Here is a 23609-nt window from a genome sequence, read left to right on the forward strand (position 1 = left end):
CTCGGAAACGTCAGGTCTCGTTCTCTGCGGAGAAATCGGAAGCGACGAGTTTCTTGTCGAGCCCGAACTTCTGCATCTTTTCGTAGAGCGTCTTGCGCGAGATGCCGAGGGTCTCGTAGACCGGCTTCAGCGCGCCGCCATGGGCGGCGATTGCGCTGGCGATGAGGCCTTTTTCATAGGCCGCCACCTTGTCGGCGAGGCGGTTGCCGTTTTCCGATCGCGCGCTGTCGTCGGGAGCCGCATCGAGCCCGAGCACCAGCCGCTCGGCGGCATTGCGCAACTCGCGCACGTTGCCCGGCCAGTCGCGCTCGGCGATTTCGGCCAGCATCGATTGGGAGATCTCCACCTCATCCCGGCCGTAGCGAGCGGCCGACTCCCTGACCAGTTGCAGAAAGAGCAGCGGAATGTCGGCGCGCCGCTGGGCAAGCGAGGGGACGCGGAGCGTCGCGACGTTGAGGCGATAGAGGAGGTCCGCCCGGAAGCGCCCGGCGGCGACTTCCTTTTCGAGATCGACCTTGCTGGTGGCGATGAAACGGACGTCGAGCGGGACCTGCTCGTTCGATCCGAGCCGGGTGATGACGCGTTCCTGCAGCACCCGCAGAAACTTTGCCTGGAGGTCGAAGGGCATCGAGCCAATCTCGTCGAGCAGGATCGTACCGCCGCGACCATGTTCGAACTTGCCGTAGCGTGGACGGATGGCGCCGGGAAAGGCGCCGGGCTCGTGGCCGAAGAGCTCGCTTTCGATCAGGTTTTCGGGCAGTGCGGCGCAGTTGATGGCGATGAACGGGCTGTTGGCGCGGGTGCTCAGATCATGCAGCGTGCGGGCCAGCACCTCCTTGCCGACGCCGGTATCGCCGATGATCAAGGTATCGGCATCGGCCGCGCCGAGCGCGCGGATGCGGTAGCGCAGATCGACCATGACCTGGCTTCGACCGGGCAGCCGCTGTTCGATGTCGTCGCGTTTGCCGGCAACCGCCTTCAGCCGGCGGTTTTCAAGAACGAGCGCGCGCCAGTCCAGTGCCCGGCGGATCGTGCCGGCGAGCATCTGCGCTGCGAAGGGCTTCTCGACGAAGTCATAGGCGCCTTCGCGCATGGCCCGGACCGCGAGTTGCACATCGCCATGGCCGGTGACGAGGATAACCGGTACCTCCGCATCGATTTCGCGGATGCGCTGCAGGAGGGTCATGCCGTCCATGCCCGGCATGCGGATATCGCTGATCACCACGCCAGGAAAACTGTAGCTGATGAATTCGAGCGCGTGTTCGGCGGCCGAGAAGGCATCGACGCGGAAACCGGCCAGCTCCAGCGCCTGGGCGCTCGAATGGCGCACATCCTCTTCGTCATCGACGAGCAGGATCCGGCTCTCGATCATTCGGCGGCCTCCCGGGCATTGCTGTTGTCGGCAGCGAGTTCGATGCGGAACTCGGCGCCGCCTTCCGCGAGGTTAGTGGCGACAAGGCTTCCGCCGAAATCCTTGATAATGTTATAGGAAATCGAAAGGCCAAGGCCCAGCCCCTTGCCGACGCCCTTTGTGGAAAAGAATGGGTCGAAGATACGTTCGGCAATCGCCGGCGCAATGCCGGGGCCGCGGTCGCTGACGGTCAGCACGACTTTGCCGTCTTCCTGCTTCGCACGCAGGCGGATGGTGCGGTCGTCAAGGCCCTCGACGGCATCGGCGGCATTGGAAATGATGTTGACGAGCACCTGCTGCAGGCGGACCGAGCCGGCCCGGACGACGAGCGGTTCGTTGCCGAGATCGATGTCGATGGTCGCCGCCGCCGCCTTCAGCCGAACCGACACGATCTCCATCGTGTCGCGCACCACTTCCTCGACCGGGACCGGCCCGAGTTTCTCGTTCGGTTTGCGGGCGAAATTGCGCAGGTGCTTGCTGATCGCCGCCATGCGGTCGACAAGCCCGGAGATGCGGCGGATATTGTCCGTCGCCTCGTCGGACCGACCCCGCTCGATCAGCAGTGCGGCGCTGTCAGCATAGGTCTTGGCGGCGGCGAGCGGCTGGTTGAATTCGTGCGAGAGGGCGGCGGACATCTGCCCGAGCCCTGCCAGTTTTCCGGCCTGGATCAGATCGGCCTGCGTCCGTCGCAGTTGCTTCTCCGTCAGCCGCCGTTCGGCGATCTCTTCCTCGATCTGGCCGTTGACGCGGGCAAGGTCAGCGGTGCGTTCGTCTACGCGGCGTTCCAGCTCGGCCTGTGCTTCCGCCTGCATCGACAGGCGCTCGTTGAGCCGCGCGCGCCGCTGGAGAATGATGGCGACGCCGAGACCGGCAAGGCAGAGCAGAAGCAGAGCGGCGATAACAGTCGTCAGCGCCTGTGTTCGCACCGACGCGGTGTCGACCAGCACATTCACCGTCCAGTCGGCGTCGGGCATCCGCTGCGAAAGCATCAGGTATTCGCGGCTCGAGTTTTCGGCCGAGACGGTGAGGAAATGACGGTCGGACGAAACGCGCTCCGACACGGGAAGGGCATGTACGGTCGCATCGGCGTAGCGCCTGGAGGCCTCGGTTCGTGCAAGCCGGTCCGACGTCAGCGGCAGGATCGACGCGTAGCGCCATTCCGGATCGCCGGACATGAAGACGATGCCTTCCGGGTCGGAGACGAAGATCTTGTACTCGCCGCCCTGCCAGGACGCTTCGATGCGCTCGACATCGACCTTGAACACCATGACGCCGCGGATCTCGTTGCCGACCCGGATCGGGGAGCCGAAAAAGTAGCCGCGTTTCAACGACGTGGTTCCGAGTGCATAGAACCGCGATTGCTCGCCGCGAAGCGCTTCCTGGAAATAGGGCCGGTAGCTGAAATTCTGCCCAACGAAGCTCGTCGGCCCGTCATAGTTGCTGGCGGCGATGGTGTTGCCATCCGGCGTGATCACGTAGATGTCCGAGGACTGCAACAGGCCGTTGATGTCCTTGAGGTAGCTGTCGACGGCCTCCCGCAGTCGCCGGTCCCGTGGGCGGGTGACGAGCTCGCGGACATCGTCATGATCCGCGATCAGTGCCGGCAACGCCTGGTAGCGGTTGAGGTGGCCGTCGAGCGCGGTGACGGCGAGGCGCAGCGCCGTGGTCGCCTGAGCACCTGCCTCGCGCAAATAGCTGTCGGTCGTGACCGCATAGCCTTTCCATGCCAGCATGGTTGCAAGCAGCGGCAACAGCAGGAACGCAAGGACCAAGCGATGTTTCACAGATATGCGCGCCCCTCCTCGCGTCGTTGCAGCAAATGCCGCCCGCCGATCTTAAGCATCGGGGCGAGGGCTCACAAGTCGCCGCTGCAACTCGCTTCTGTTGACGAGTTTTAGGCGTCGTCAATGATCTGTTGACAATGCGTTTGGTTGCGGCCGTCTTTCGCCGAGAAGCGGATAGGCGCATCTAAGACCCAACGGAGCGCCCGGTGGCGCCGGAGAGAAAGGATCACGGCAATGCTCAATCAGATCAAGGGTCTGCATCACGTCACCTCGATGGCGGACGATGCGCGCGAGAACAACCTGTTCTTCACCAAGTCGCTCGGCCTGCGCCGTGTCAAGAAGACGGTCAACTTCGACTCGCCGGATGTCTACCACCTCTATTACGGCGACGAAGCCGGCACGCCTGGTACCGTCATGACCTATTTCCCGTTCCCGCAGATGCCGCGTGGCCGCGCCGGTACTGGCGAAGTCGGAACCACCGTCTTCTCCGTGCCCGAAGGTTCGCTCGGTTTCTGGAAAGAGCGGCTGGCGACGCTCGGCGCCACCGGTCTCAAGGATGAAGAAACCTTCGGTGAAAAGCGCCTGAACTTTGCCGGTCCTGATGGTGACGGCTTTGCGCTTGTCGAGGTCAGGGACGATGGGCGCACGCCCTGGACGGAAGGCGGCATTTCCGCTGATCATGCGATCCGCGGGTTCCATTCGGCAGCACTGCGCCTGCGTGACGAAGGTGCGACGGCGGAACTTCTGAAGTTCATGGGCTACGAAGAACTTGACCGCAAGGATGGTGTAACTCGTCTAATCGTGCCCGGCGGCAACGATGCCCGCGTCATCGACCTCGAAACGATGCCGAATATTGGCCGCGCCTCGCAAGGGGCAGGCTCGGTGCACCACATCGCCTTCGCGGTCGATAACCGCGAAAAGCAACTCGAGGTGCGCAAGGCACTGATGGACACGGGCTATCAGGTGACGCCGGTCATCGACCGCGATTACTTCTGGGCGATCTATTTCCGCACGCCGGGCGGCGTCCTGTTCGAGATCGCGACAAACGAGCCTGGCTTCGACCGGGACGAGGACCTCGCCCATCTCGGCGAGGCGCTGAAGCTGCCGCAGCAGCACAAGCACCTGCGCCCGATCCTCGAAAGTCACCTGCAGAAGATCGACTAAGACGCCAAGAAGGCTCGCCGCGGCGGCGAGCCTTCGCTACCCGATCTTGCACAGGTCGGTTCACAGTTTCGTCGAAACCGTGAAGTCAACGCTTTGAAATCAGGCAGGTTCGCACGAGGCTTCGACCCGTCGGAGGCCTGCCCCAGGAGACAAAAATGGTAGATCATGGCTATGTTCACAAGCTGAAGGCCGGAAAGCCCGGCCAGCCGATTTTCTTCGTGTTCCACGGGACCGGCGGTGACGAGAACCAGTTCTTCACTTTCGCATCCGAGTTGCTGCCCGACGCGACGATCGTTTCGCCACGAGGCGACGTTTCGGAATTTGGCGCCGCACGCTTCTTCAAGCGCACCGGCGAGGGTGTCTACGATATGGCCGACCTTGCTCGCGCCACCGAAAAGATGACGGGCTTCGTCAAGGCGCTGGCTACGGAGCATCAGGCTTCTCAGGTGATCGGCCTTGGTTATTCCAACGGCGCAAACATCCTTGCCAACGTGCTGATCGAAGGTGGTGTTTTCGACAAGGCGGTGCTGATGCATCCCTTGATCCCGTTCCGCCCGAAGGACAATGCGGGGCTGAAGGAGCGTAGCGTCCTGATCACCGCCGGCGAGCGTGACCCCATCTGCCCGGCGCCGCTGACCCAGGCGCTCGCGGACTATTTCCAGGGGCAGGGCGCGGCAACCGAGATCGAGTGGCATTCGGGCGGGCACGACATCCGCCAGAATGAAATCGCGGCGATCGCGCGCTTCCTGAAGGATTGATCACTCCAGCCGGCGACGGAAGAGCCAGGAGGCGGCCGAGAGGGTGACGATGGCGATCAGAAACAATGGGATCGTCTGTCGCGCCACCTCGACCGCCGGAATGTCCTTGAGGAACACGCCCTTCACGATCACGAGGAAGTAGCGCAGCGGATTGACATAGGTGATCGGCTGCAGCCAGGAGGGCATGTTCTCGATCGGCGTGGCGAAACCCGAAAGCAGCATCGCCGGCACCATGAACAGGAACGCGCCGAGGATCGCCTGCTGCTGCGTCATCGACAGGGCAGAAATGAACAGGCCGAGGCCGACGACGGAGGCGAGGTAGAACACCGCGCTGCCGTAGAGCAAAAGCAGCGAGCCGCGCAGCGGCACGCCGAAGATGAAGACGGCCGCCAGGATGTAAATGCTGATGTGGAAGAGGCCGATCATTATCGGCGGGATCAGCTTGCCGATCAGGATCTCGTGGGTTCGAAGCGGCGAGACCATCAGTTGATCGAAAGTGCCGAGCTCCCGTTCGCGCGCGATCGATAGCGCCGTGACAATAAGACCGATCAACAATGCGATGCTGGCGACGAGGTTCGGAACCATGAACCACTGGTAGGTAAGGTTTGGATTGAACCAGTTGCGGGCAACGACGGTGACCGCCCCCGATGCCACGCGCTTGCCGGCGGGCGTCTCGGCGGCAAGCGCGCCGACGATACGGCCGAGATAACCGGAGACGATCTGCGACGCATTGGAGCGGCGGCCGTCGAGGATGACCTGCACCTCCGCCGGCCGGCCGGCCTCGATATCGCGCGAGAAGGTGGGGCCGATTTCGATCGCCGCAATGACCTGCTGGGTGTCGATCGCCAGGCGTACCTCCTGCTGACTGTCGGTGAAGCGGATGCTTCGGAAGGTTGGCGAGCCGTCGATCCCCTCGATCAGATCCTGGCTCCAGTGGCCGTTGTCGCGGTTCAGCACCAGCACGTCGACATTCGTGACCTCCAGCGTCGCAGCGTAGGAGAACACCAGAAGCTGCAGGATCGGCGGTACGATCAGCACGGTGCGCCCCTTGGGGTCGCTCAGCACCGCCAGCAACTCCTTGACGATCAGGGCCTTCAGTCTCGTCCACCACATGTCAGCCGATCCTCTTGCGGGTACTGCGGGCGGCGAGCGCGAAGAACACGCTGCCGATCAGGAGCATGGCGGCAATGGACTTGCCGAACATCGGCCAGATGTCGCCAGCCAGAAACACCGTCTGCAGGCTCGGGATCAGATAGCGCGCCGGCACGATAAAGGTGATCCACTGGATGACCGTCGGCATCGAATTGATCTCGAAGAGAAATCCCGAAAGCAGAAAGGCCGGAAGAAACGCCGAAATCAGCGCGAGCTGCGAGGCGAGGAATTGGTTCTTGGTCGCCGCCGAAATCAACAGGCCCTGACCGAGCGCCGGCATCAGGAAAGTCGCTGACAGCGCGTAGAGCGCTGCGACCGAACCGCGAAAAGGAACGCCGAAGAGGAAGACGGCAAGGAGGACGCAGAGCGTCATCGAGGTGAGCCCGAGAATAAAATAGGGCAGCAGCTTGCCGGCAAGGAGTTCGGCTGCCGAAACCGGCGTCGCCATCATCGCCTCCATCGTGCCGCGCTCCCATTCACGTGCAACGACGAGCGAGGTGAGCAGCGTCCCGACCAGCGTCATGACGATGGCGATCGAGCCCGGCACCAGGAAGTTCCGGCTGGTCAGCTCCGGGTTGAACCAGAAGCGCTGCTCGGCCGAGATCGCCGGCGGCCGGCCGGCGCTGTCGCTCAACCGCTGGCGCTCCCAATTGGCTACGGTCGCCTGCGCATAGTTCTGGACGAAGTTCGCGGTGTTGGGATCGGAGCCGTCGACGAGCACCTGCAAGGCGGGGTGCCGACCGGCCGAGTAGTCGGCCACGAAGCTCTTGGGGATTACAACGATGCCGCGGACCCGGCCAAGCACTAAGTCTTCCTCGAACTCGCGGCGGTCCCGACCGACCGCCACCGTGAAATAACGCGAGGCCTGAAATCCCGCAGCGAGATCGCGCGTCAGCGGGGCCTCTTCTTCGACGACGAGGCCGATGCGGGTCTGCGTCGTGTCGAGCGAAACACCATAGCCGAAGAGAAACAACAGGATCATCGGCAGCACGAAGGCGATCAGGATGCTGCTCGGGTCGCGAACGATCTGATAGCTTTCCTTGCGCACCAACGCGGCAAAGCGTCTGGCTCTCGTGGCCCGGCCCTCGGTCGTTGCGGCGCGCGCGCTCATGCGGCCTCCTTCTCCTCCGAGCCTTGAACCAGAGCGATGAAGGCATCCTCCATGGTCGGGTCCGGAAGGTCGGGGCTGGCGACCTGCGCCTTCAATTCGTCTGGTGAGCCGAGCGCGATCGACCGGCCGCGATAAATCAGCGAAATGCGGTCGCAATATTCGGCTTCGTCCATGAAGTGGGTGGTGACGAGTACGGTGACGCCCTTTTCGACAAGGCCGTTGATGTGGGTCCAAAATTCGCGCCGGGTGATGGGGTCGACGCCGGAGGTCGGTTCGTCGAGAAACAGCGCTTCCGGTTCGTGCAATACGGCGCAGGCGAGTGCCAGACGCTGCTTGAGGCCGAGCGGCAGATCTTTCGCCGACATGTCGAGCAGGCGGGCGAAGCCGAAGATTTCCGTCATCAACTGGATGCGTTCGCGTTTGCGCGCGCCGGCAAGACCGTAGACGCCCGCAAAGAAGCTGAGGTTCTGGCCGACGCTCAAATCGCCGTAGAGCGAGAATTTTTGCGCCATGTAGCCCAGCCGGTTGCGTGCTTCCGCTGCGTCTCGCCGTAGATCGAAACCGGCGACGCGGCCTTCGCCGGCTGTGGGCTTCAACAGCCCGCACAGCATCTTGAAGGTCGTGGATTTGCCGGCGCCGTTCGGGCCTAAGAGCCCGAAGATCTGACCGCGCGGTATGTCGAAGGTGATCGCATCCGCGGCGGTGAAATCGCCGAATCGTTTCGTCAGTCCGCGCGCTTCGATGACCGGGCGTTCGCCGTCGGTCGGGAAGGGGGTCTGGGTTTCCGCGAGCTTGGAGCGGCCACCGGGACCGCCGCCGAGCATGTCGATGAACGCATCCTCGAAACGCGGCGTGGTCGTCGCCACGCCCGATGCGGACGAATGTCCCTCCGGGGTTGGCGGTTTGGTCCCTGGCTTCATGACCAGGCGGATCGCTTCGCCCTGGATGACCCCGTCGACGACATCGTCGTCGTCGAGATAGCTTGCGAGCTTCTGGCGCCGCCCATGGGGAATGCCGGAAACCTTGAAGACGCGATCGGCGACCCTGGCGGTCAATTCGGCGGGACTGCCCGTGAACAGGAGCTTGCCTTCGTTCAAGAGCAGAACGCTGTCGCAGGCCTCCGCCTCGTCCAGATAGGCCGTCGACCAGACGACGCCGATGCCTTCCTTCGTCAGGTTTTCGACCATCTTCCAGAGATCTCGGCGCGAGATCGGGTCGACGCCGACGCCCGGTTCGTCGAGGAGAAGCAGCCTCGGCTTGCGCAGCAGGGCGCAGGCAAGGCCAAGCTTCTGCTTCATGCCGCCGGAGAGCTTGCCGGCAAGGCGGCTAGTGAAACGCTTGAGGTCGGTAAATTCGAGCAGTTCGTCGAAGGTCGCTGTGCGCTCGCCAAGCGGCAGGCCGCGCAGATCGGCGTAGAGATTGAGGTTTTCCTGAACGGAAAGGTCCTCATAGAGGCCGAAGCGTTGCGGCATGTAGCCGATGGCCGCCTGGATATCGGCAGCATTCGCCACCGTATCGAAACCGAGAACCTCGACCTTGCCTTCGTCCGGCACCATCAGCCCGGTCATCAGGCGGATCAGCGTGGTCTTTCCGGCGCCATCCGGGCCGACGAGCCCGGTGATCCGCCCGCCCAAGATTTCGCCAGCGATATGGTCGAGCGCCGGCGGGGCATCGCCGAAGCGCTTGACCACATCCGCGATGCGAACGAACGGCACCTCGTCGCTCATTGCGCGGCTCCAGCCTTTTCCGGCAGATGCACGGTCACGGGCATGCCCTGCCGGAGATCGGGGCCCGGCTTGTCGACCACGATGCGCAGGCGATAAACGAGATCGGTGCGCAGTTCCGGCGTTTCCACCGACTTGGGCGTGAATTCGGCGACCGGTGAAATGAACCCGACCGTCGCCTTGTAGCGGTGGTCCGGGGCGCTGTCGGACGTGACCTCGACGGCCATGCCGGGATGCACCCGGCCAAGGTCCGGTTCCGCCACATAGGCGCGCACCCAGACGGGTTCGTTCAGCGAGACGACGTAGACGGTGTCGGAAGGCGCGACGATGGCACCAGCCTCGCGCACCCGTGACAGGACCGTGCCGGCGCTCGGCGCGAACAATTGGGTATCGGCAAGCGAGGTGCGGGCGCTTTCGAGCTTGGCTTCGGCGGCGAGCACCTGCGCCTGGGCGGCGTCAATATCCTCGATCCGGCTTCCCTCTTCGATGAGCGCCAGGGCCTCGCGGGCGGAGGTGGCGCGCGCTGCGGCTGCCGCCCTGTTGGCGTTCGCCTCGTCGAGATTGGCCTGGGAGATGGTGCCGTTCGGGCGCAATTGCCGGGCGCGTTCATAAGCGAGATTGGCGTTTTCGAGATCGGCCAGACGTTCCTCATGGGTCGCGCGCGCCTGGGCGATCTCGGTCGGGCGTGCCCCCGCCCTCAGCTTTGCAAGGTTGGCCCTGAGCGCACCGAGATCGGCCTGCGCCGCGGCGACCGCCTGCTCGAACGGGGCGGCGTCCAGCGTCGCCAGAACGTCCCCGGGCTTGACCACGTCTCCTTCGTCGACGCCAAGGCTTGCGATGCGGCCGCTGACGCGGAAGCCGAGTGAAACCTGCCGAATGTCGACATTGCCGTAGAGCACCGAGGTCTGCTCCGTGCCGATCCAGCCGAGCCGCTGCGGCACGTCGAACCACCAGGCACTGGCCGCGGCTCCGGCAAGCAATACAAGGGCTACTGCCGGCTTGTTCATGACCGGTCCTCCCGCTTGCTTCCAATGGTCGCGACCAGCTCGGCAGCATGTCGGCGCAAGAGGTCGAGCTCGTCAGGACCGACCGCCTGCCATTTCATCTGCCGAAGCACGGCTGCGTGGGCCATGCGGAAGACCAGGATGCTGCCGACGAAGGACAGGGTTTTCAGCCGGACATGTTCCGATTGAGGAGGCTCGCCAAGGATGGTGGCAACCAGCCTGCCGGCCATGCCGATCATCGGGCCCATGACGTTGGAATAGACGCGCTCAAAGGCTTCCGTCGGCTCCATCTGTTCGCGGATGATGAAGCGCGCCCAGCTTTCGGACTGACGGCTCACGAAGAGGGCGACCATGTGCTGCGCCAGCTGGGTGAGCATGTCGCGGGCTTCCCGGGGTTCCAACGGCTGGCCTTGGCTGTCGAGGTGGGCAAGGCGAGCAAGAACCGCGTTTCGAAGGTCTGCGACGTGGTCGATGATGATCGAGGCAAGGTGCTCCGCAGCGGCGATATGGAGGCCTTCCTTGCCGCCGAAGTAATAGGGGATTGCCTGGAGGTTCACGCCTGCCGTTTCGGCGAGCATGCGAGTGGTTGCGCCGTCAAAGCCGTAGCGGCCAAAGACGTCGATGGAACTGGTCAGCAGTTTCTCGCGGGTGACATCTCCGCGGTCCTGCTTGGTCGGACGGGGCGAGGTTTCTTTTTTCATGGCATACTGAAATTACATCATTCCATTGATTAAGTCAATCGAATGAATTTACGCGACGGATGACGACATGCCTTGGTTCGATGAGGTCGTGTTGCAGAAAGCGAGTCGCGCAAAGGCGCACAGCGGTTTTGCTGTGGCGCTCTATTTTGCGGGCGAGGAACCTCCGGTGAACCTTTTTGGCCTAAGCGACGTCTCGCTCTTCGCCCCGTTCGAGGCGGCGCTGAAAGAGGGCGGCGATGAGATCCGATTGGGTGACGACGCCGAGCAGCCGGTTATCCGGATCGACCACGGGCATATGGTGCAGCCCCATGTCGGACATCGGCGGCACGAGTTTGGCGATCATGGTTTCCGGCAGGGCGGATTGCACCTTGCGGGTCATGATGTCGGATACGAGCCGTGGTGTTTTCGGCCCGAAGCCGATAACGTTTCCGAGCCGCTGGCGGATGCCGCCCTGCGGCGTGAGCATCGCGTGTTTCATGAAATCGGTTTGCGTGACGATACCGACGAGGCCGTCCTTTTCAGTCACGACCGGTAGCGCCTTGATGTGATGCTTGATCAGGGTCTGCCAGGCCTGGCGCAAGGTCGTCTCGGGCGTGGCCGTGGCGACGTCGCGCGACATGATCTCGGCGCAGGTGATTTCGCCGGAGCGGCGGTTGAAGGCGCGGATCTGCGCCTGGTGGATCAACGCGTCGAGCTCTTCGGGACTGACGTCGACCACTTCACCATATTGGGCGAGAACGGCCTGCAGGTCTTCGGGGACGATGCCGAGCCTGTGCGTCGGCGCGGGGTCGCTCGTTCCATGCAGCGTCGGCGCCTGCGCAAGATGCGGGTAGCGGCGACCGGTCACGTTGTTGAACGCCAGCGCGATCAAGAGGATGACGACCGAATTGATGGCGACCGGAGACAGGACGAACCAGTAGCCCGCCTCGTGGATCGCCGGGCCACCGAGCACGGCGGTCAGCGCAACCGCCCCGCTCGGCGGATGAAGGCAGCCGAGCAGCAGCATGATCGCGATGGCGAGCCCGACGGCGACTGCGGCTGCGACGACCGGATCCGGGATCAGCAACGCCGCGGTCACGCCGATCAGCGAAGAGATGGTGTTGCCGCCGACGATCGACCAGGGCTGGGCGAGCGGGCTCGCCGGGGCGGCAAAGAGAAGGACGGCCGAGGCGCCCATTGGCGCGATCAGCAGCGGCAGGCTGGCGCCCGCCCCGAGGGCATAGCTGCTGATCAAGCCGGTAAGCAGGATGCCAAGAAGAGCGCCCAAAGACGCACGCAGGCGTTCCAGATGGCTGATCGGAACGAGCGATGGGATGAAACGCTTGATGTACGCGCGGGCCTTCGACATGGAGCCTCTCGGGAGGGGAGGTACGGACTTGGGCACGCCATTAGCACATGGCGCAGCATTGGGCATGAAATCCGCATCCAAAAACCGGCGTTGGATTGAAATATATGCATCGCGCCTAAAAAATGTGCGATGCACACGCGGGCGCGTGCTGTCCCTGTCGTCGGGCTCGTCAGCCCGACAGGGCGGCGGAAAAATCGATCGAGAACCGGGTGCCACGGCCAGGCGTCGTATCGACCGCGACGGTTGCCTGGTGCAATTCGCTGATACGCCGCACGATCTTCAGGCCGAGGCCGAGCTGCCCGGAGCTTTTTACATAGCCGAGGTCTTCGTTGTGCTCCGGAAGGTCTATCAGCCCCTTGCCGTCATCCTCGACAGAGACGACCGGGCCGGGGCCACAGGTCAGGACGATCCGGGTTCCCGGCGGGTTGTGCTTGACGGCGTTCTCGATGAGGTTGCGCAGCATGTTTTGGACGAGCGCCGGAATGGCGGTTATCTGTGGCGTGCCTTCGTCTACGAATTCGAGGGACTTGTCGTGGTCGAAGACGAAAGGTGCAATCGCCTCCGCAACGGCGGCGCCGATCTGAGACAGGCTGGTGCGCTGGTAGGCGGAGGGATCGACGGCATCGGCGCGCGCGAGCGAGGTCAACTGCTCCAGAATATGGGTGAGTGCGTCCAGGTCGCGCTCCGCATTGCGCGCCCGCGGGTCGTCGATGCGGCTCAGTTCCATCTTGGCGATCGACACCGGTGTGCGGATTTCATGGGCGATCGACGACGAGAACAGCTTTTGCGACTGGATGAGATCGGCAACCCGGGTCAGCATCCGATTGACTGCGGTGACGAGACGGGCGATTTCCTGCGGCATCCGCGTCAACGGCAGGCGCGCATTGCTGTCGCGCGGGTCGAGGGCGTCGGCGGCCTGCGCGGCCATGGCGACCGGCCGCAAGGCGCTGCGCACCGACCAGATCGTCGCGCCGATCACGAGACAGAACATTAGCGTCATCGGCACGATCATCGAATCGAACATCTCGTGCAGCAAGGCGCCGTACATGAAGCCGTTCGGATCGTTGAGGATCGCGAGTTCGACCAGGACGACCAGGCCGCCCCGTTCGAAAGTCTGGCCGCCGGCAACGCTGAAAGGTTTGCCCGGCGCGATCAGGCGTTTCCAGAATTGCGGCGCGTCGACGTTGAGCGGCAGGAAGTGCTGGGCACATTCGGCCGTGCAGTTCGAATGGATCATCTCGCCGGACGCAGTGCGGATACGCAGGAAAATCGCGCCGTTGTCGTCGGACCGGTCGAGATAGCGTTCGCGCACGTCGCGATTGGGCTCGTAACGCGCCACGCCGTCACGCACCTGGACATACTCGATCAGGTTTTCGGTTTCCTGCTGCAGCATGAGCACGCTCAGCTTGTCGTCGTCGAACCAGTAGTCGGCGAAGACGACGCCGATCTGGATCGCCATGGCCAACAGCGAGAAGGCGATGATGCGGCGGGCTACGATACCGATCAGGGAAGGGTTTCGGCTCCTCATGGAGCTTGCCTGAGGAGGTAGCCGATGCCGCGCACCGTCTCGATCTGAACGCCGCTATCGAGCGGCTGCAGGCGTTTGCGCACCCTTGAAACAGCCAGTTCCAGGGCATTGGGAGTGACTTCCTGGCCATATTCCGAAAGGGCCGTTTCGAGCTTCCGCTTCGGCACGACGCGACCGACCTCGCGCATCAGGATCTCGATCAACGACCGCTCGCGCGGCGGCAAAGGCACCACCGTGCCGTCGCAGGTGAGGTCGGCGGTTGCCGGGTCGTAGCGCAATGTCCCAGCTTCCAGTACCGGCTGTACGGCCTGGGGATTGCGCCGCAGCATCGCGCGACAGCGCGACAGCAGCTCGCGATGGTGGAACGGTTTTACGAGATAGTCGTCGGCCCCGGCGTCGAGCCCGGCGATGCGCTCGTCGACAGAGCCCTTGGCCGTGATGATCAGCACCGGCAGCCCGGGATACTCCAGGCGGACGCGGCGAAGCAGCGACAGGCCGTCGCCATCGGGCAGCCCGAGGTCAAGCAGCACCAGGTCATGCTCGCGCGCCGCGATCGCCGTTTCGGCATCGGCCACGCTTGAAACCGCATCGAGGCGCCAGCCCGCATCCCGCATGGTTTCACCGACCAGTTCAACCAGTCGCGGACTGTCTTCGACCAGGAGCAGGCGCATTGATTCGTCTCGATATTACAGGGCCACCGCCGACCATATGGGCTTTCGCCGGGACTGCCAACTGCCTGCGCGACACCTACCAGCGCGCGTATCGGCGCAACAATGAGCAATCTTGACGGGGTTTGGACAGCTTGTCCGTCGTATCTCAACGGCTGAGGGGGAGGCTGCAACCTAGCAGGTGGCCGCCACGCGGCCTCCATCTCGATTGAATGCCCGTGCCTGCAACGCCCTTCCCAGGCGCTCTTGCAGTCACCGCAGGAGACTACAGTTTTGAGATTTTCAGGTATTCGCCGCCCCGAAATCGGCAGTATTGCGCTCAGCGCTCTTGTCAGTGCCTATCTGCTCCTTGCCACCAACAAATCCTTCTGGACACACACGGTCGCCTATTTCGACGATTCCCTCACGGCGCGTCTGTCTTTCAGCGCGGCTCTGTGTCTGCTGACCTTCGCAGGCCTGACGCTGGCCTCCGTCAAATATGTGATGAAGCCGGTGATGATCTTCCTGATCATGGTATCGGCCGCCGCCTCCTACTTCATCGATACTTTCGGCGTCATCATCGACAAGGACATGATCGGCAACGCGGCGGTGACGACGCAGGCCGAAGCCAGCCACCTCCTGACCGGCAGTCTGGCGACGCATCTGCTGCTTTACGGGGTACTTCCGTCGCTGCTGGTGATCTGGTTCAAGCTCCGCTACCGGCCCTTCCTGTCGAATGCTGCGGTCAACCTGGCGGTGATCATTCCCTGCCTCCTCGTCAGCGGGGGTCTGGTCTACGCGAACTTTGCAAACGTCGCCTACGTGATCCGCGAACACAAGGACCTGATGAAGCGGTTCAACCCGACGGGGCCGGTTTCGGCTGCCGTGCGATATGCATCCTCGACCTATAAGCAGCGCAACATCGTCGTGCAGCCACTCGCAACCGATGCCCGACAGGGTGCGCGGATTGAAGCTGCCGGCAAGCCCGTGGTTGTCGTCGTCGTTGCCGGCGAAACCGCGCGCGCGATGAACTTCTCGCTGAACGGCTATGGGCGCGAGACCAATCCGGAACTCAAGGCTCTGGGCGTCGTCAACTACACCGACACCACGAGCTGCGGCACGGCGACGGCAACGTCGCTCCCCTGCATGTTCTCCGTCTACCCGCGTGATGAGTACAGCGACTGGAAGGCTCGCTCGACGGAAAACCTCATGAACGTGCTGACGCGCGCCGGAGTTTCGACCACCTGGTGGGACAACAACACCGGAAGCAAGGGCATTGCCGACCTCATCAACTTCGCCAGCATGACCGACCAGAAGAACAGCCCGCTCTGCAAAAACGGGGAATGCCTGGACGAGATCTTCCTCGGCGAGCTCGACAAGAAGCTCTCGGCGACCAAGAAGAACAGCGTGATCGTACTCCACCAACTCGGCAGCCACGGACCGTCCTATTACCTGCGCTATCCCGAGAAGTTCCGGCGTTTCACGCCCGATTGCCGCACGCCCGAACTGATGAAGTGTTCGGTTGAAGAAATCACGAACGCCTATGACAACACGATCCTCTACACCGACTACGTGGTGGCGAGTGTCGCCCGGTTGCTGGAAAAGCATCAGGACCAGATCGCGGGCGCGATGATCTATATGTCCGATCACGGCGAGTCGCTCGGCGAGAACGGCATCTATCTGCACGGCGCGCCCTATGCCATCGCCCCGCGCGAACAGACGCAGGTGCCGTTTATTGCGTGGTTCTCGAAGCCCTACCAGGCGGCAATGGGTGTCGATACGGCGTGCCTCGCCAAGGATACGGCGCAGCCGAAATCCCACGACAACCTGTTTCATACCGTGCTCGGCATGATGAATGTCGAGACCAAGGTCTACAAGCCGGGCCTTGATGCCTTTGCGAGCTGCACGAAGAAGCCGGGCGGCGGGGCGGCGTTCCAGGCCGCGGATACGACCAACGACTTGCCGGCAAGCCCCGTGCGTTCCTCAGGGTTTCCAGGCGCCCTTTAACGGCCCGTAAATTTGCCCACGGTCGGAACAAAACCCGGCCTCGACGCTTCCTTGAAAACACACCCCGATTTCGTTCCCGCCACGGCCGAGGCGGCCAACGCGGCCTCGGCCCTTCGGGACGGCCCAAGGAAGGAGAGGTCCGATGCGCATCGTCGGCCTGCAGGTCACTGCCGAAAGAGCCGGTCGCTCAGGGTTCACCGTCGAATTCATAGGCGACGGCGATGAGGTGGTGACAGTGATGTGTCCCCAGGACAAGGCCGGATCCCTTAACCGGCTGAACGCGATCGCGAAGGCAAAGGAAATTCTGCATGCGGCCATTGCGGCCGACGAAACGGTCGCGGCCGCCGGCGACCAGGCAGGGGTGCGTCGCGGCACCCTGCCGAACGCGCGCCGGGCGCATGATCGCGATGCGATGGAAGAGCAACTCGACGAAGGACTCGAGGATACTTTTCCGGCAAGCGACCCGGTGTCGATCGCCAGCTCGACCATCGCCAAGGGTCATTCCCGACGCTGACATCAGGACGGCACAATAGTGGCTCCCAAGTGCGGGCATCTCGCCCGTGGCTCCTTACACGGCGGCCCTCATTCTTAATTGTCGCACGGGTCCGCGTCGCGGCCGCCGCATCTTGCATCCTTTCCGCAAAAGGCATGTTATAGCGCCTTGATCTGGCGATATTTTCGGCCTCGAACCGGCCGGCGCCCGCTATCGGAATTTGGAGAGTGAATGCATGGCCGTCCGGCATCTGACGTTCGCCGTCGGCGATATTCACGGCTGCCTCGACCAGCTGCGCGCGCTGCTGGATGAAATCGAAGACTATGCGCCAACGGGGCGGGTGATCTTTCTCGGCGACCTGATCGACCGGGGGCCGGACAGCCGCGCCGTCATTGAACTGATCATGGCTGGTCCGACGAAGCCCGGCTGGACCTGGCTGACCCTCAAGGGCAACCACGAGGAAATGCTTTGGGGTGCCAGCAGTGGTGAAAGCGATGTCGACTGGTGGCTGGTCAACGGTGGCCGCGAGACGCTGATCTCCTATGACGGCACGGTTCCCGGGCGGCACCTGAAATGGATCAAGGAGCTGCCGACGATCCTGGTCGAGCGCTTTCGCATTTTCGTTCATGCGGGCGTCGACGACACGCGGCCGCTGGAACAACAGGACGACGGGGTTTTCCTCTGGATCCGGCCGCCCGACGACTATTCCGGCGAGTACTGGGGCCGGCACCTTTGTCATGGCCACACGCCGAGCACGGCCAATCCGCGCACGGTCGGAAACCGCACCAATGTCGATTCCGGCGCGGTGTTCAGCGGCATCCTCTCCTGCGCCATCTTCGACGACGATCAGGCGGGCGGGCCGATCGACTTCCTGACGGCGAGCAAGGCTGCCTGGCGCGTCGAGTGAGCGTTGGCATCGGTGGCGTAAATGGCATTGTGCGGGCGGCTCTCCGGTAGTAGGTGTGGCTTCTCCGCTGGGCGAAGCCTTTGCCGCCCGTCTCATCATCTCAGGGGATTGCCTTGGACGCCGCGCCTTCATCCGTTTTCACGAAGAATTTTGCTGCCCTCCTGTTCGATATGGATGGCACGTTGCTGAACTCCATGGCCGTGGTCGAGCGTGTCTGGGGCGCATGGGCGGAGCGCAATGGTCTCGACCCAGTCGAGTTTACCAAAACCGTACATGGCGTGCGCGCCGTCGATACGATCCGCAATCTCGAGCTGCCGGACATCGATCCGGAGAAGGAAGCCTACGACCTGGCGCTGGCCGAGATCGCCGACGTTGAAGGTATTGTCGAGATCCCCGGTGCGGTTGATTTCCTGAATTCTCTGCCGCCGGAAAGGTGGGCGATCGTGACGTCCGCGCCGCTGGATCTCGCCGTGCGCCGTCTCGCGGCCGCCGGCATTCCGATGCCCCAACTGATGATCACCGGTGAGGATGTTTCCATCGGCAAGCCCGATCCACAGGGCTACCGGATGGCGGCCGAGCGGCTGGGCGTGCGTGCGGAGGATTGCCTGGTGTTCGAGGACGCGCCGGCCGGAATTCTGGCCGGGCTCGCAGCCGGGGCCGATGTCGTCGTCGTCACCGGTGCGCATGCGGCCGCCGAGGGAACGCCGCACATGACGCTTGCCCGCTACCACGACATCGCGGTGGAGCGCGCAACAGACGGCACGGTATCACTGCGCCGTACCGCTTGAAAACCCGTCGATGAGAACGGGAGGCCGCGTGCGGACCTCCCGTCATTCGCGTCGCTGGTTTAGGCGTTGAGCCAGCATTTCGTCAGCGCGTGCCCGCCCATCAGTTCGCCGTTCGGATCGTCGATCCAACCGCCGACCTTGTCGTTGGTCGCGTCGATATAGTTGTTGAACATCGGTACGATGACGCCGCCTTCGTCGCGCAGCATCATCGCCGCCTGATGATAGAGTGCCTTGCGCTTGGCGTTGTCGAGTTCACCACGCGCCGCAAATATCAGCTTGTCGAAGTCCTCCCGGAGGAAGCGGGTATCGTTCCACTCGGCCTTGGAGAGATAGGCGATCGAATAGACCTGGTCCTGCGTCGGCCGGCCGGTCCAATAGGACATGCTGAAGGGCTGCTTGTTCCAGACGTCCGACCAGTAGCCGTCGCCCGGTTCGCGCTTCAGGTCGATGGTGATCCCGCATTTGGCGGCGCTCATCTGGAAGAGTTGTGCCGCATCGACAGCGCCGGGAAAGGCGACATCGGAGGTCCGAAGCAGAACCGAGCCGCTGTGCCCGGATTTCTTGTAGTGGAACTTCGCCTTGTCCGGATCGAAGACGCGCTGCTCGATATCGTTGTCGAACAGCGGATAGCCCTTGATCATCGGCGTGTCGTTGCCGACGGTGCCATAGCCGGCGAGCACCTTTGCCACCATCTCCTCGCGGTCGACGGCATATTTCAGCGCCAGGCGCAGGTCGTTGTTGTCGAAGGGCGCCGTGTTGCAATGGGTGATGAAGACATAGTGACCCTTGCCCGGCACATTCCGTATGACGACGCCGGGAAGGCGACTGATCAGGGCGACCACCTTGGGCTCGATGCGGTTGATCATGTGGATCTGGCCGCTCTGGAGGGCCGCGGTTCGAGCGGTCGAGTCATTGATGACAGCGATTTCGATCTGATCGGCATGGCCGCGCTCGGCCGAGCCCCAATAACCTTCGTGCCGCTCTGCGATATGTTTGACGCCCGGCTCGTTGGACACGACCTTGTAGGGGCCGGTGCCGATGCCCGCCGTCGGGTCGTCCTTGCCGCCGTTCGGCTGGATCATCAGGTGGTAATCGCTGACGATATAGGGCAGGTCGGCATTGGGCGCGCGCAGCGTGATGACCACGCTGTCGCCATCGACTTTGATCGTCTCGAAGTCCTGAACGAAGGGCAGGGCCGCAGACTTGGAGTCCGCGTCGCCATGACGCTCGAACGTCGCCACCACGTCGGCCGGGGTCAGCTCCTTGCCGTTGTGGAAGGTCACGTCCTTGCGGATCTTGAAGCGCCAGGTCTTGGCGTCCGGCGTCGCCTCGTAGGCTTCCGCAAGCCGGTACTCGATCTCGCCCGTCGGCGAGACTTCGACGAGCTGTTCGCCCCAGCAGCGCCCGAGCGTGTAGGGGACCTGACTTGCCCAGGTTGCCGGGTCCAGGCTGTTCGTCGATTCCCCGCCGACGAGGCCCGCCTTGAGTGTTCCGCCCTTGACCGGCCCTGCGGCGCGGGCCGCTTGGCCAAGCAGCAGGTTCGCCGAGGCGGCGGTTATCCCGAGTGCCGCGGCCCGTCCGAGAAACTCCCGTCGCGACAGCCGGCCCGCGGCAACCTGCTTGCTCATGAATTCCAGTTCAATTGGCATGTCTTACTCCCTCTCTTGCAAGACCCACCCGGTGTAACCGGTATCGTTGCAGATATTGGAGGCAGATGCCGCGCCTGGTGTGTTGCCGCGCGACAGATGGTGGCGCAGATCGGCGAAAGAAAGTCGTGTTCTCGACCGAATAGTTGAGGCGCCGTCACCCCTTGCGGGCGTAGCGTTGCAGGATCGCGGAGATATCCGGCTCGGTCTTGTCGGTGTCGAGTTCGGCGCGAAGCTCGACCGCGTCGAGGTGTTCGAGCATGATCCGTTCCGCCGTGGCGGTGTCGCGCGATTGCAGGGCGCGGATGATCTGGACATGCTCGTCGACGGCACATTCCGGCGAATGCAGCCGCGCGAACCGGGCAAGGATCAGCGAACAGCGTGAGACGATCTCGCGGACGAACCGCGTCAGCGCCTGTGAGCCCGTAAGCTCGGCAAGCAGGATGTGAAACTCGCCAGCGAGCCGGATCGAAAGCGGGCCGTGATCTGTAAGCGCCGTCTCCTCCTGCCGGACATGCTGCTGCAGCCGCTTGACGCCGGCGGCGTCGAGATCGGCGACGAGCCGTCGGATCACCTCGGCTTCGAGCATGCGTCTCAGTGCGAAGATGTCGCGGGCTTCCTCCAATGTCGGCTCGGCCACGCAGGCGCCCTTATTGGCGCGTAAATCGACAATGCCTTCTGCGTTGAGCCGGACCAGGGCCGCCCGAACGCTGGTACGGCTGACCTTGAAATGGTCGGCGATCGTATCTTCGGAAAGTTTCGTTCCGGGCCTCAGGGCCTGTTCCAGGATCGCCTGGCGCAAAAGCTTGTAGACCACTTCGCTGCGGCTAGATTTCTCAGACAAGGTTGCCTCCCCAACGGGCCGATCGGGGACCGGCCGAACATGTCCCTTGTCTTCGATAGCGCCCGTCCAAATGGTCGTCAATATTGTATACAATAATGTTGATGTTTGTATTCTCTTGTCGTATGCAATTGCAGGCGCCGACAAACAAGACCGGTGCCGGCCGGTTCGGGAGGAGGCGTGCGGAGAGGACCGCGCGACCTGAGAAGGCCTGAAAGGGAACAGCCAATGGGAGGGAATTCATGAACAGCAGGATTCTGCAGCTCTGTGCGACAGTTGCCGGCATCGCCGTCGGCCTGGTGGCCGCGACCGCTGCCAACGCCGCGACGACGCTCGAAACCGTCAAGGCCCGCGGCAAGCTGATCTGCGGCGTCTCGATGAGCACGCCGGGCTTTGCGACGGCCGATGCCAAGGGTCACATGGAAGGCTTCGACGTCGATGTCTGCCGCGCCGTGGCGGCTGCCGTATTCGGCGATCCGGAAAAGGTCGACTTCGTCCTGACCAACATCAATACGCGCTTCCAGGCGCTTCAGTCCGGCGAGATCGACATGCTGTCGCGCCAGACGACCATGACCTTTTCGCGCGAAACCTCACTCGGGCTCGATTTCGGCCCGACCGTGTTCTACGACGGCCAGGGTCTGATGGTGCCGAAGTCGCTCGGCGTCAGCAGCGCCAAGGAACTGACCGACGCAGCGATCTGCACGCTGCCGGGCACCACGACCGCCCAGAACCTCAGCGACTTCTTCCGTACGATCGGCGGCAAGTTCGAGCTGGTCGTCTTCGAAAGCCCGGACGAAAACCGCAACGCCTTCTTCTCCGGCCGCTGCGAGGCGATCTCGTCCGACCGTTCGGACCTTGCCTCGATCCGCGCCGTTGCCAACAACCCGGACGATTACGTCGTGCTGCCGGAAACGATCTCAAAGGAGCCGCTGGCGCCGGCCGTTCGCCAGAACGATTCCAACTGGCGTGACATCGTCTCCTGGTCTGCCTGGATGCTGATGGCTGCCGAAGAGCGTGGGATCACCCAGGCCAATGTCGACGAGATGACCAAGAGCGAGGATCCGGAGATCCAGCGCATGCTCGGCGTCAGCGAAGAACTCGGCAAGATGCTGAACCTCGACAACAAGTGGGGCTACAACATCATCAAGGGCGTCGGGAACTACGGCGAAGTGTTCGAGCGCAACCTCGGCACCAAGACCGCGCTTGGCCTGACGCGTGGCCCGAACACGCGCTGGAGCGAAGGTGGCCTGCTCTACGCACCGCCGTTCCGTTGAGAATCGACGGGCCCGCGCGTTTCGCTCGGGTCCACGTCTCCACATGGTGCCTAATCGGCCCGTGGAGAGTGCGCGCGGTATGCCGCCGTACTATAAACGATAGAAATCGATCAAGTTATGATCTTGGGTCGCGCCGGCCCGAGATCATTGTGCTCCAAGGGACGGGTGCCGATGCCCCTGTTTTATGACGCGCGCATTCGCGCCTATCTCTATCAAGTGATCGCCGTCGGCGTCGTGCTGCTCATCGCCTGGGTGATGTTCAGCACCGCAAGCGCCAATCTTGCCAAGCAGGATATTGCGACCGGTTTCGGCTTCCTGGCGCGCCAGGCCGGATTTGTCATTACCGAATCTGCCATCACCTATGAGCCGACGGATACGATCGGCCGCGCGATCCTCGTCGGCATCACCAACACGGTCAAGGTTTCGCTGCTCGCTGCCCTGTTCGGCACTGTTCTCGGGCTGTTGGTCGGCATCGGGCGGCTGTCGCACAATCCGGTGTTGTCGCGGCTGATGCTTGCCTATGTGGAAGCGCTGCGCAACGTGCCGCTGCTGCTTTATCTTCTGCTCTGGTATTCGCTGATCATCTCCGTGTTTCCGCCAGTCAAGCAGGCGATCGAGATGCTTCCCGGCGTCTTTCTGTCGAACAGCGGTCTGGTCACGCCGGCGCTGCACTGGCAGAGCGGTTTCGCTGCGCTGGTCACGGCCTTTGTTGTCGGCGTCGCTGCCGCCGTCGTTACCGCGCGCATTCTCGGCCGCCGCCGCATCGTAACCGGCAAGGAGCGGCCGATTGCCCTGTTCGCGACGATCGCGTTTCTGCTGCCGCTCGCCGCAACCATCCTCTTCGCAAACATCTCGGTCACCTGGGATGTGCCGGAACTCGGCCGCTTCCGCCTGAGCGGCGGCTATCATTTGCGCCCCGAATTCGTGGCGCTTCTGCTAGGGCTGACGCTCAGCGTGTCGGCCAATGTCGCGGAAATCGTTCGCGCTGGCATCCAGGCAGTCAGCAAGGGGCAGTGGGAAGCGGCGACGGCACTTGGCCTGTCGCGGGCACGCACGCTGAAGCTCGTGATCCTGCCGCAGGCGCTGCGCATCATCATTCCGCCGCTCACGAACACCTATCTGACCGTGTTCAAGAACAGCTCGCTCGCGATCGCCATCGGCTATCCGGATCTGGTGATGGTCTCAAACACGATTATGAACCAGACGGGCCAGGCGATTGAAGCCATTGCCATTTTCATGGGCGTCTATCTCGGCCTGTCGATCCTGATCTCGCTGGTGATGAACTGGTACAATGCGCGGGTCGCGCTGAGGGAGCGCTGAG

Annotated in this window: 20 protein-coding genes; 8 read left to right on the forward strand and 12 right to left on the reverse strand. The window is 63.1% G+C overall.

Features of this window, described 5'->3' with window-relative positions:
- Nucleotides 1–10: 10 nt before the first annotated feature.
- Both FA04_RS22745 and FA04_RS22750 read right to left on the reverse strand, forming a co-directional pair.
- On the reverse strand, nt 11–1372 hold the full coding sequence (locus FA04_RS22745) for a sigma-54-dependent transcriptional regulator (RefSeq protein ID WP_034799619.1): 1362 nt from the start codon (nt 1370–1372) through the stop codon (nt 11–13).
- On the reverse strand, nt 1369–3195 hold the full coding sequence (locus FA04_RS22750; RefSeq protein WP_034799620.1) for a sensor histidine kinase: 1827 nt from the start codon (nt 3193–3195) through the stop codon (nt 1369–1371). The genes FA04_RS22745 and FA04_RS22750 overlap by 4 nt, the downstream gene beginning before the upstream one ends.
- Nucleotides 3196–3429: 234 nt before the next feature.
- On the opposite strand from FA04_RS22750, the gene FA04_RS22755 reads away from it, so the two are divergent.
- A complete protein-coding gene (locus tag FA04_RS22755) occupies nt 3430–4359 on the forward strand; it encodes a VOC family protein (protein ID WP_034799621.1) in 930 nt (309 codons plus the stop codon).
- A 155-nt stretch (nt 4360–4514) separates the two neighbouring features.
- Nucleotides 4515–5117: an alpha/beta hydrolase gene (locus tag FA04_RS22760; RefSeq protein ID WP_034799622.1), complete on the forward strand. Its 603-nt coding sequence runs from the start codon at nt 4515–4517 to the stop codon at nt 5115–5117.
- Here FA04_RS22760 and FA04_RS22765 read toward each other — a convergent pair whose 3' ends face one another.
- The 8 genes from FA04_RS22765 to FA04_RS22800 form a co-directional block, all read right to left on the reverse strand.
- On the reverse strand, nt 5118–6230 hold the full coding sequence (locus tag FA04_RS22765; RefSeq protein ID WP_034799623.1) for an ABC transporter permease: 1113 nt from the start codon (nt 6228–6230) through the stop codon (nt 5118–5120).
- 1 nt (nt 6231) lies between these two features.
- On the reverse strand, nt 6232–7380 hold the full coding sequence (locus tag FA04_RS22770) for an ABC transporter permease (protein ID WP_034799624.1): 1149 nt from the start codon (nt 7378–7380) through the stop codon (nt 6232–6234).
- The gene (locus FA04_RS22775) at nt 7377–9107 is read right to left on the reverse strand and encodes an ATP-binding cassette domain-containing protein (protein ID WP_034799625.1); all 1731 of its coding nucleotides are present in this window, start codon (nt 9105–9107) and stop codon (nt 7377–7379) included. The genes FA04_RS22770 and FA04_RS22775 overlap by 4 nt, the downstream gene beginning before the upstream one ends.
- Nucleotides 9104–10111, reverse strand: coding sequence for a secretion protein HlyD (hlyD, locus tag FA04_RS22780; protein ID WP_034799626.1), 1008 nt, complete (start codon nt 10109–10111; stop codon nt 9104–9106). Before hlyD ends, FA04_RS22775 begins: the two co-directional genes overlap by 4 nt.
- Entirely contained in the window at nt 10108–10809 is a 702-nt protein-coding gene (locus tag FA04_RS22785) for a CerR family C-terminal domain-containing protein (protein ID WP_034799627.1), read from the reverse strand. Before FA04_RS22785 ends, hlyD begins: the two co-directional genes overlap by 4 nt.
- A 181-nt stretch (nt 10810–10990) precedes the next feature.
- Nucleotides 10991–12157, reverse strand: a complete 1167-nt coding sequence (locus tag FA04_RS22790) for an HPP family protein (protein ID WP_034799628.1) — start codon at nt 12155–12157, stop codon at nt 10991–10993.
- 169 nt (nt 12158–12326) lie between these two features.
- On the reverse strand, nt 12327–13685 hold the full coding sequence (locus tag FA04_RS22795; RefSeq protein WP_034799629.1) for a sensor histidine kinase: 1359 nt from the start codon (nt 13683–13685) through the stop codon (nt 12327–12329).
- Nucleotides 13682–14356, reverse strand: coding sequence for a response regulator transcription factor (locus tag FA04_RS22800; RefSeq protein WP_034799630.1), 675 nt, complete (start codon nt 14354–14356; stop codon nt 13682–13684). Before FA04_RS22800 ends, FA04_RS22795 begins: the two co-directional genes overlap by 4 nt.
- 270 nt (nt 14357–14626) lie before the next feature.
- Between FA04_RS22800 and FA04_RS22805 the strand changes: the two genes are divergently transcribed.
- From FA04_RS22805 to FA04_RS22820, 4 genes are all read left to right on the forward strand, one after another.
- Entirely contained in the window at nt 14627–16339 is a 1713-nt protein-coding gene (locus FA04_RS22805; protein ID WP_034799631.1) for a phosphoethanolamine transferase, read from the forward strand.
- 142 nt (nt 16340–16481) lie between these two features.
- Nucleotides 16482–16853, forward strand: a complete 372-nt coding sequence (locus FA04_RS22810) for a hypothetical protein (protein WP_034799632.1) — start codon at nt 16482–16484, stop codon at nt 16851–16853.
- 214 nt (nt 16854–17067) lie between these two features.
- Entirely contained in the window at nt 17068–17739 is a 672-nt protein-coding gene (locus tag FA04_RS22815) for a metallophosphoesterase family protein (protein WP_034799633.1), read from the forward strand.
- A gap of 113 nt (nt 17740–17852) precedes the next feature.
- The gene (locus FA04_RS22820) at nt 17853–18527 is read left to right on the forward strand and encodes an HAD family hydrolase (RefSeq protein WP_034799634.1); all 675 of its coding nucleotides are present in this window, start codon (nt 17853–17855) and stop codon (nt 18525–18527) included.
- A 59-nt stretch (nt 18528–18586) separates the two neighbouring features.
- Here FA04_RS22820 and FA04_RS22825 read toward each other — a convergent pair whose 3' ends face one another.
- Nucleotides 18587–20176 carry an ABC transporter substrate-binding protein gene (locus FA04_RS22825; protein ID WP_034799635.1) on the reverse strand — a complete coding sequence of 530 codons (1590 nt, stop codon included), beginning with the start codon at nt 20174–20176 and terminating at the stop codon, nt 18587–18589.
- A gap of 154 nt (nt 20177–20330) precedes the next feature.
- Entirely contained in the window at nt 20331–21017 is a 687-nt protein-coding gene (locus FA04_RS22830) for a GntR family transcriptional regulator (protein ID WP_034799636.1), read from the reverse strand.
- Between the two features lie 239 nt (nt 21018–21256).
- Between FA04_RS22830 and FA04_RS22835 the strand changes: the two genes are divergently transcribed.
- The gene (locus FA04_RS22835; RefSeq protein WP_051659497.1) at nt 21257–22288 is read left to right on the forward strand and encodes an amino acid ABC transporter substrate-binding protein; all 1032 of its coding nucleotides are present in this window, start codon (nt 21257–21259) and stop codon (nt 22286–22288) included.
- A 171-nt stretch (nt 22289–22459) separates the two neighbouring features.
- A complete protein-coding gene (locus FA04_RS22840; RefSeq protein ID WP_051659498.1) occupies nt 22460–23608 on the forward strand; it encodes an amino acid ABC transporter permease in 1149 nt (382 codons plus the stop codon).
- Nucleotide 23609: the final 1 nt, after the last annotated feature.

This window comes from Ensifer adhaerens (assembly GCF_000697965.2).
Classification (GTDB): Bacteria; Pseudomonadota; Alphaproteobacteria; order Rhizobiales; family Rhizobiaceae; genus Ensifer; species Ensifer adhaerens.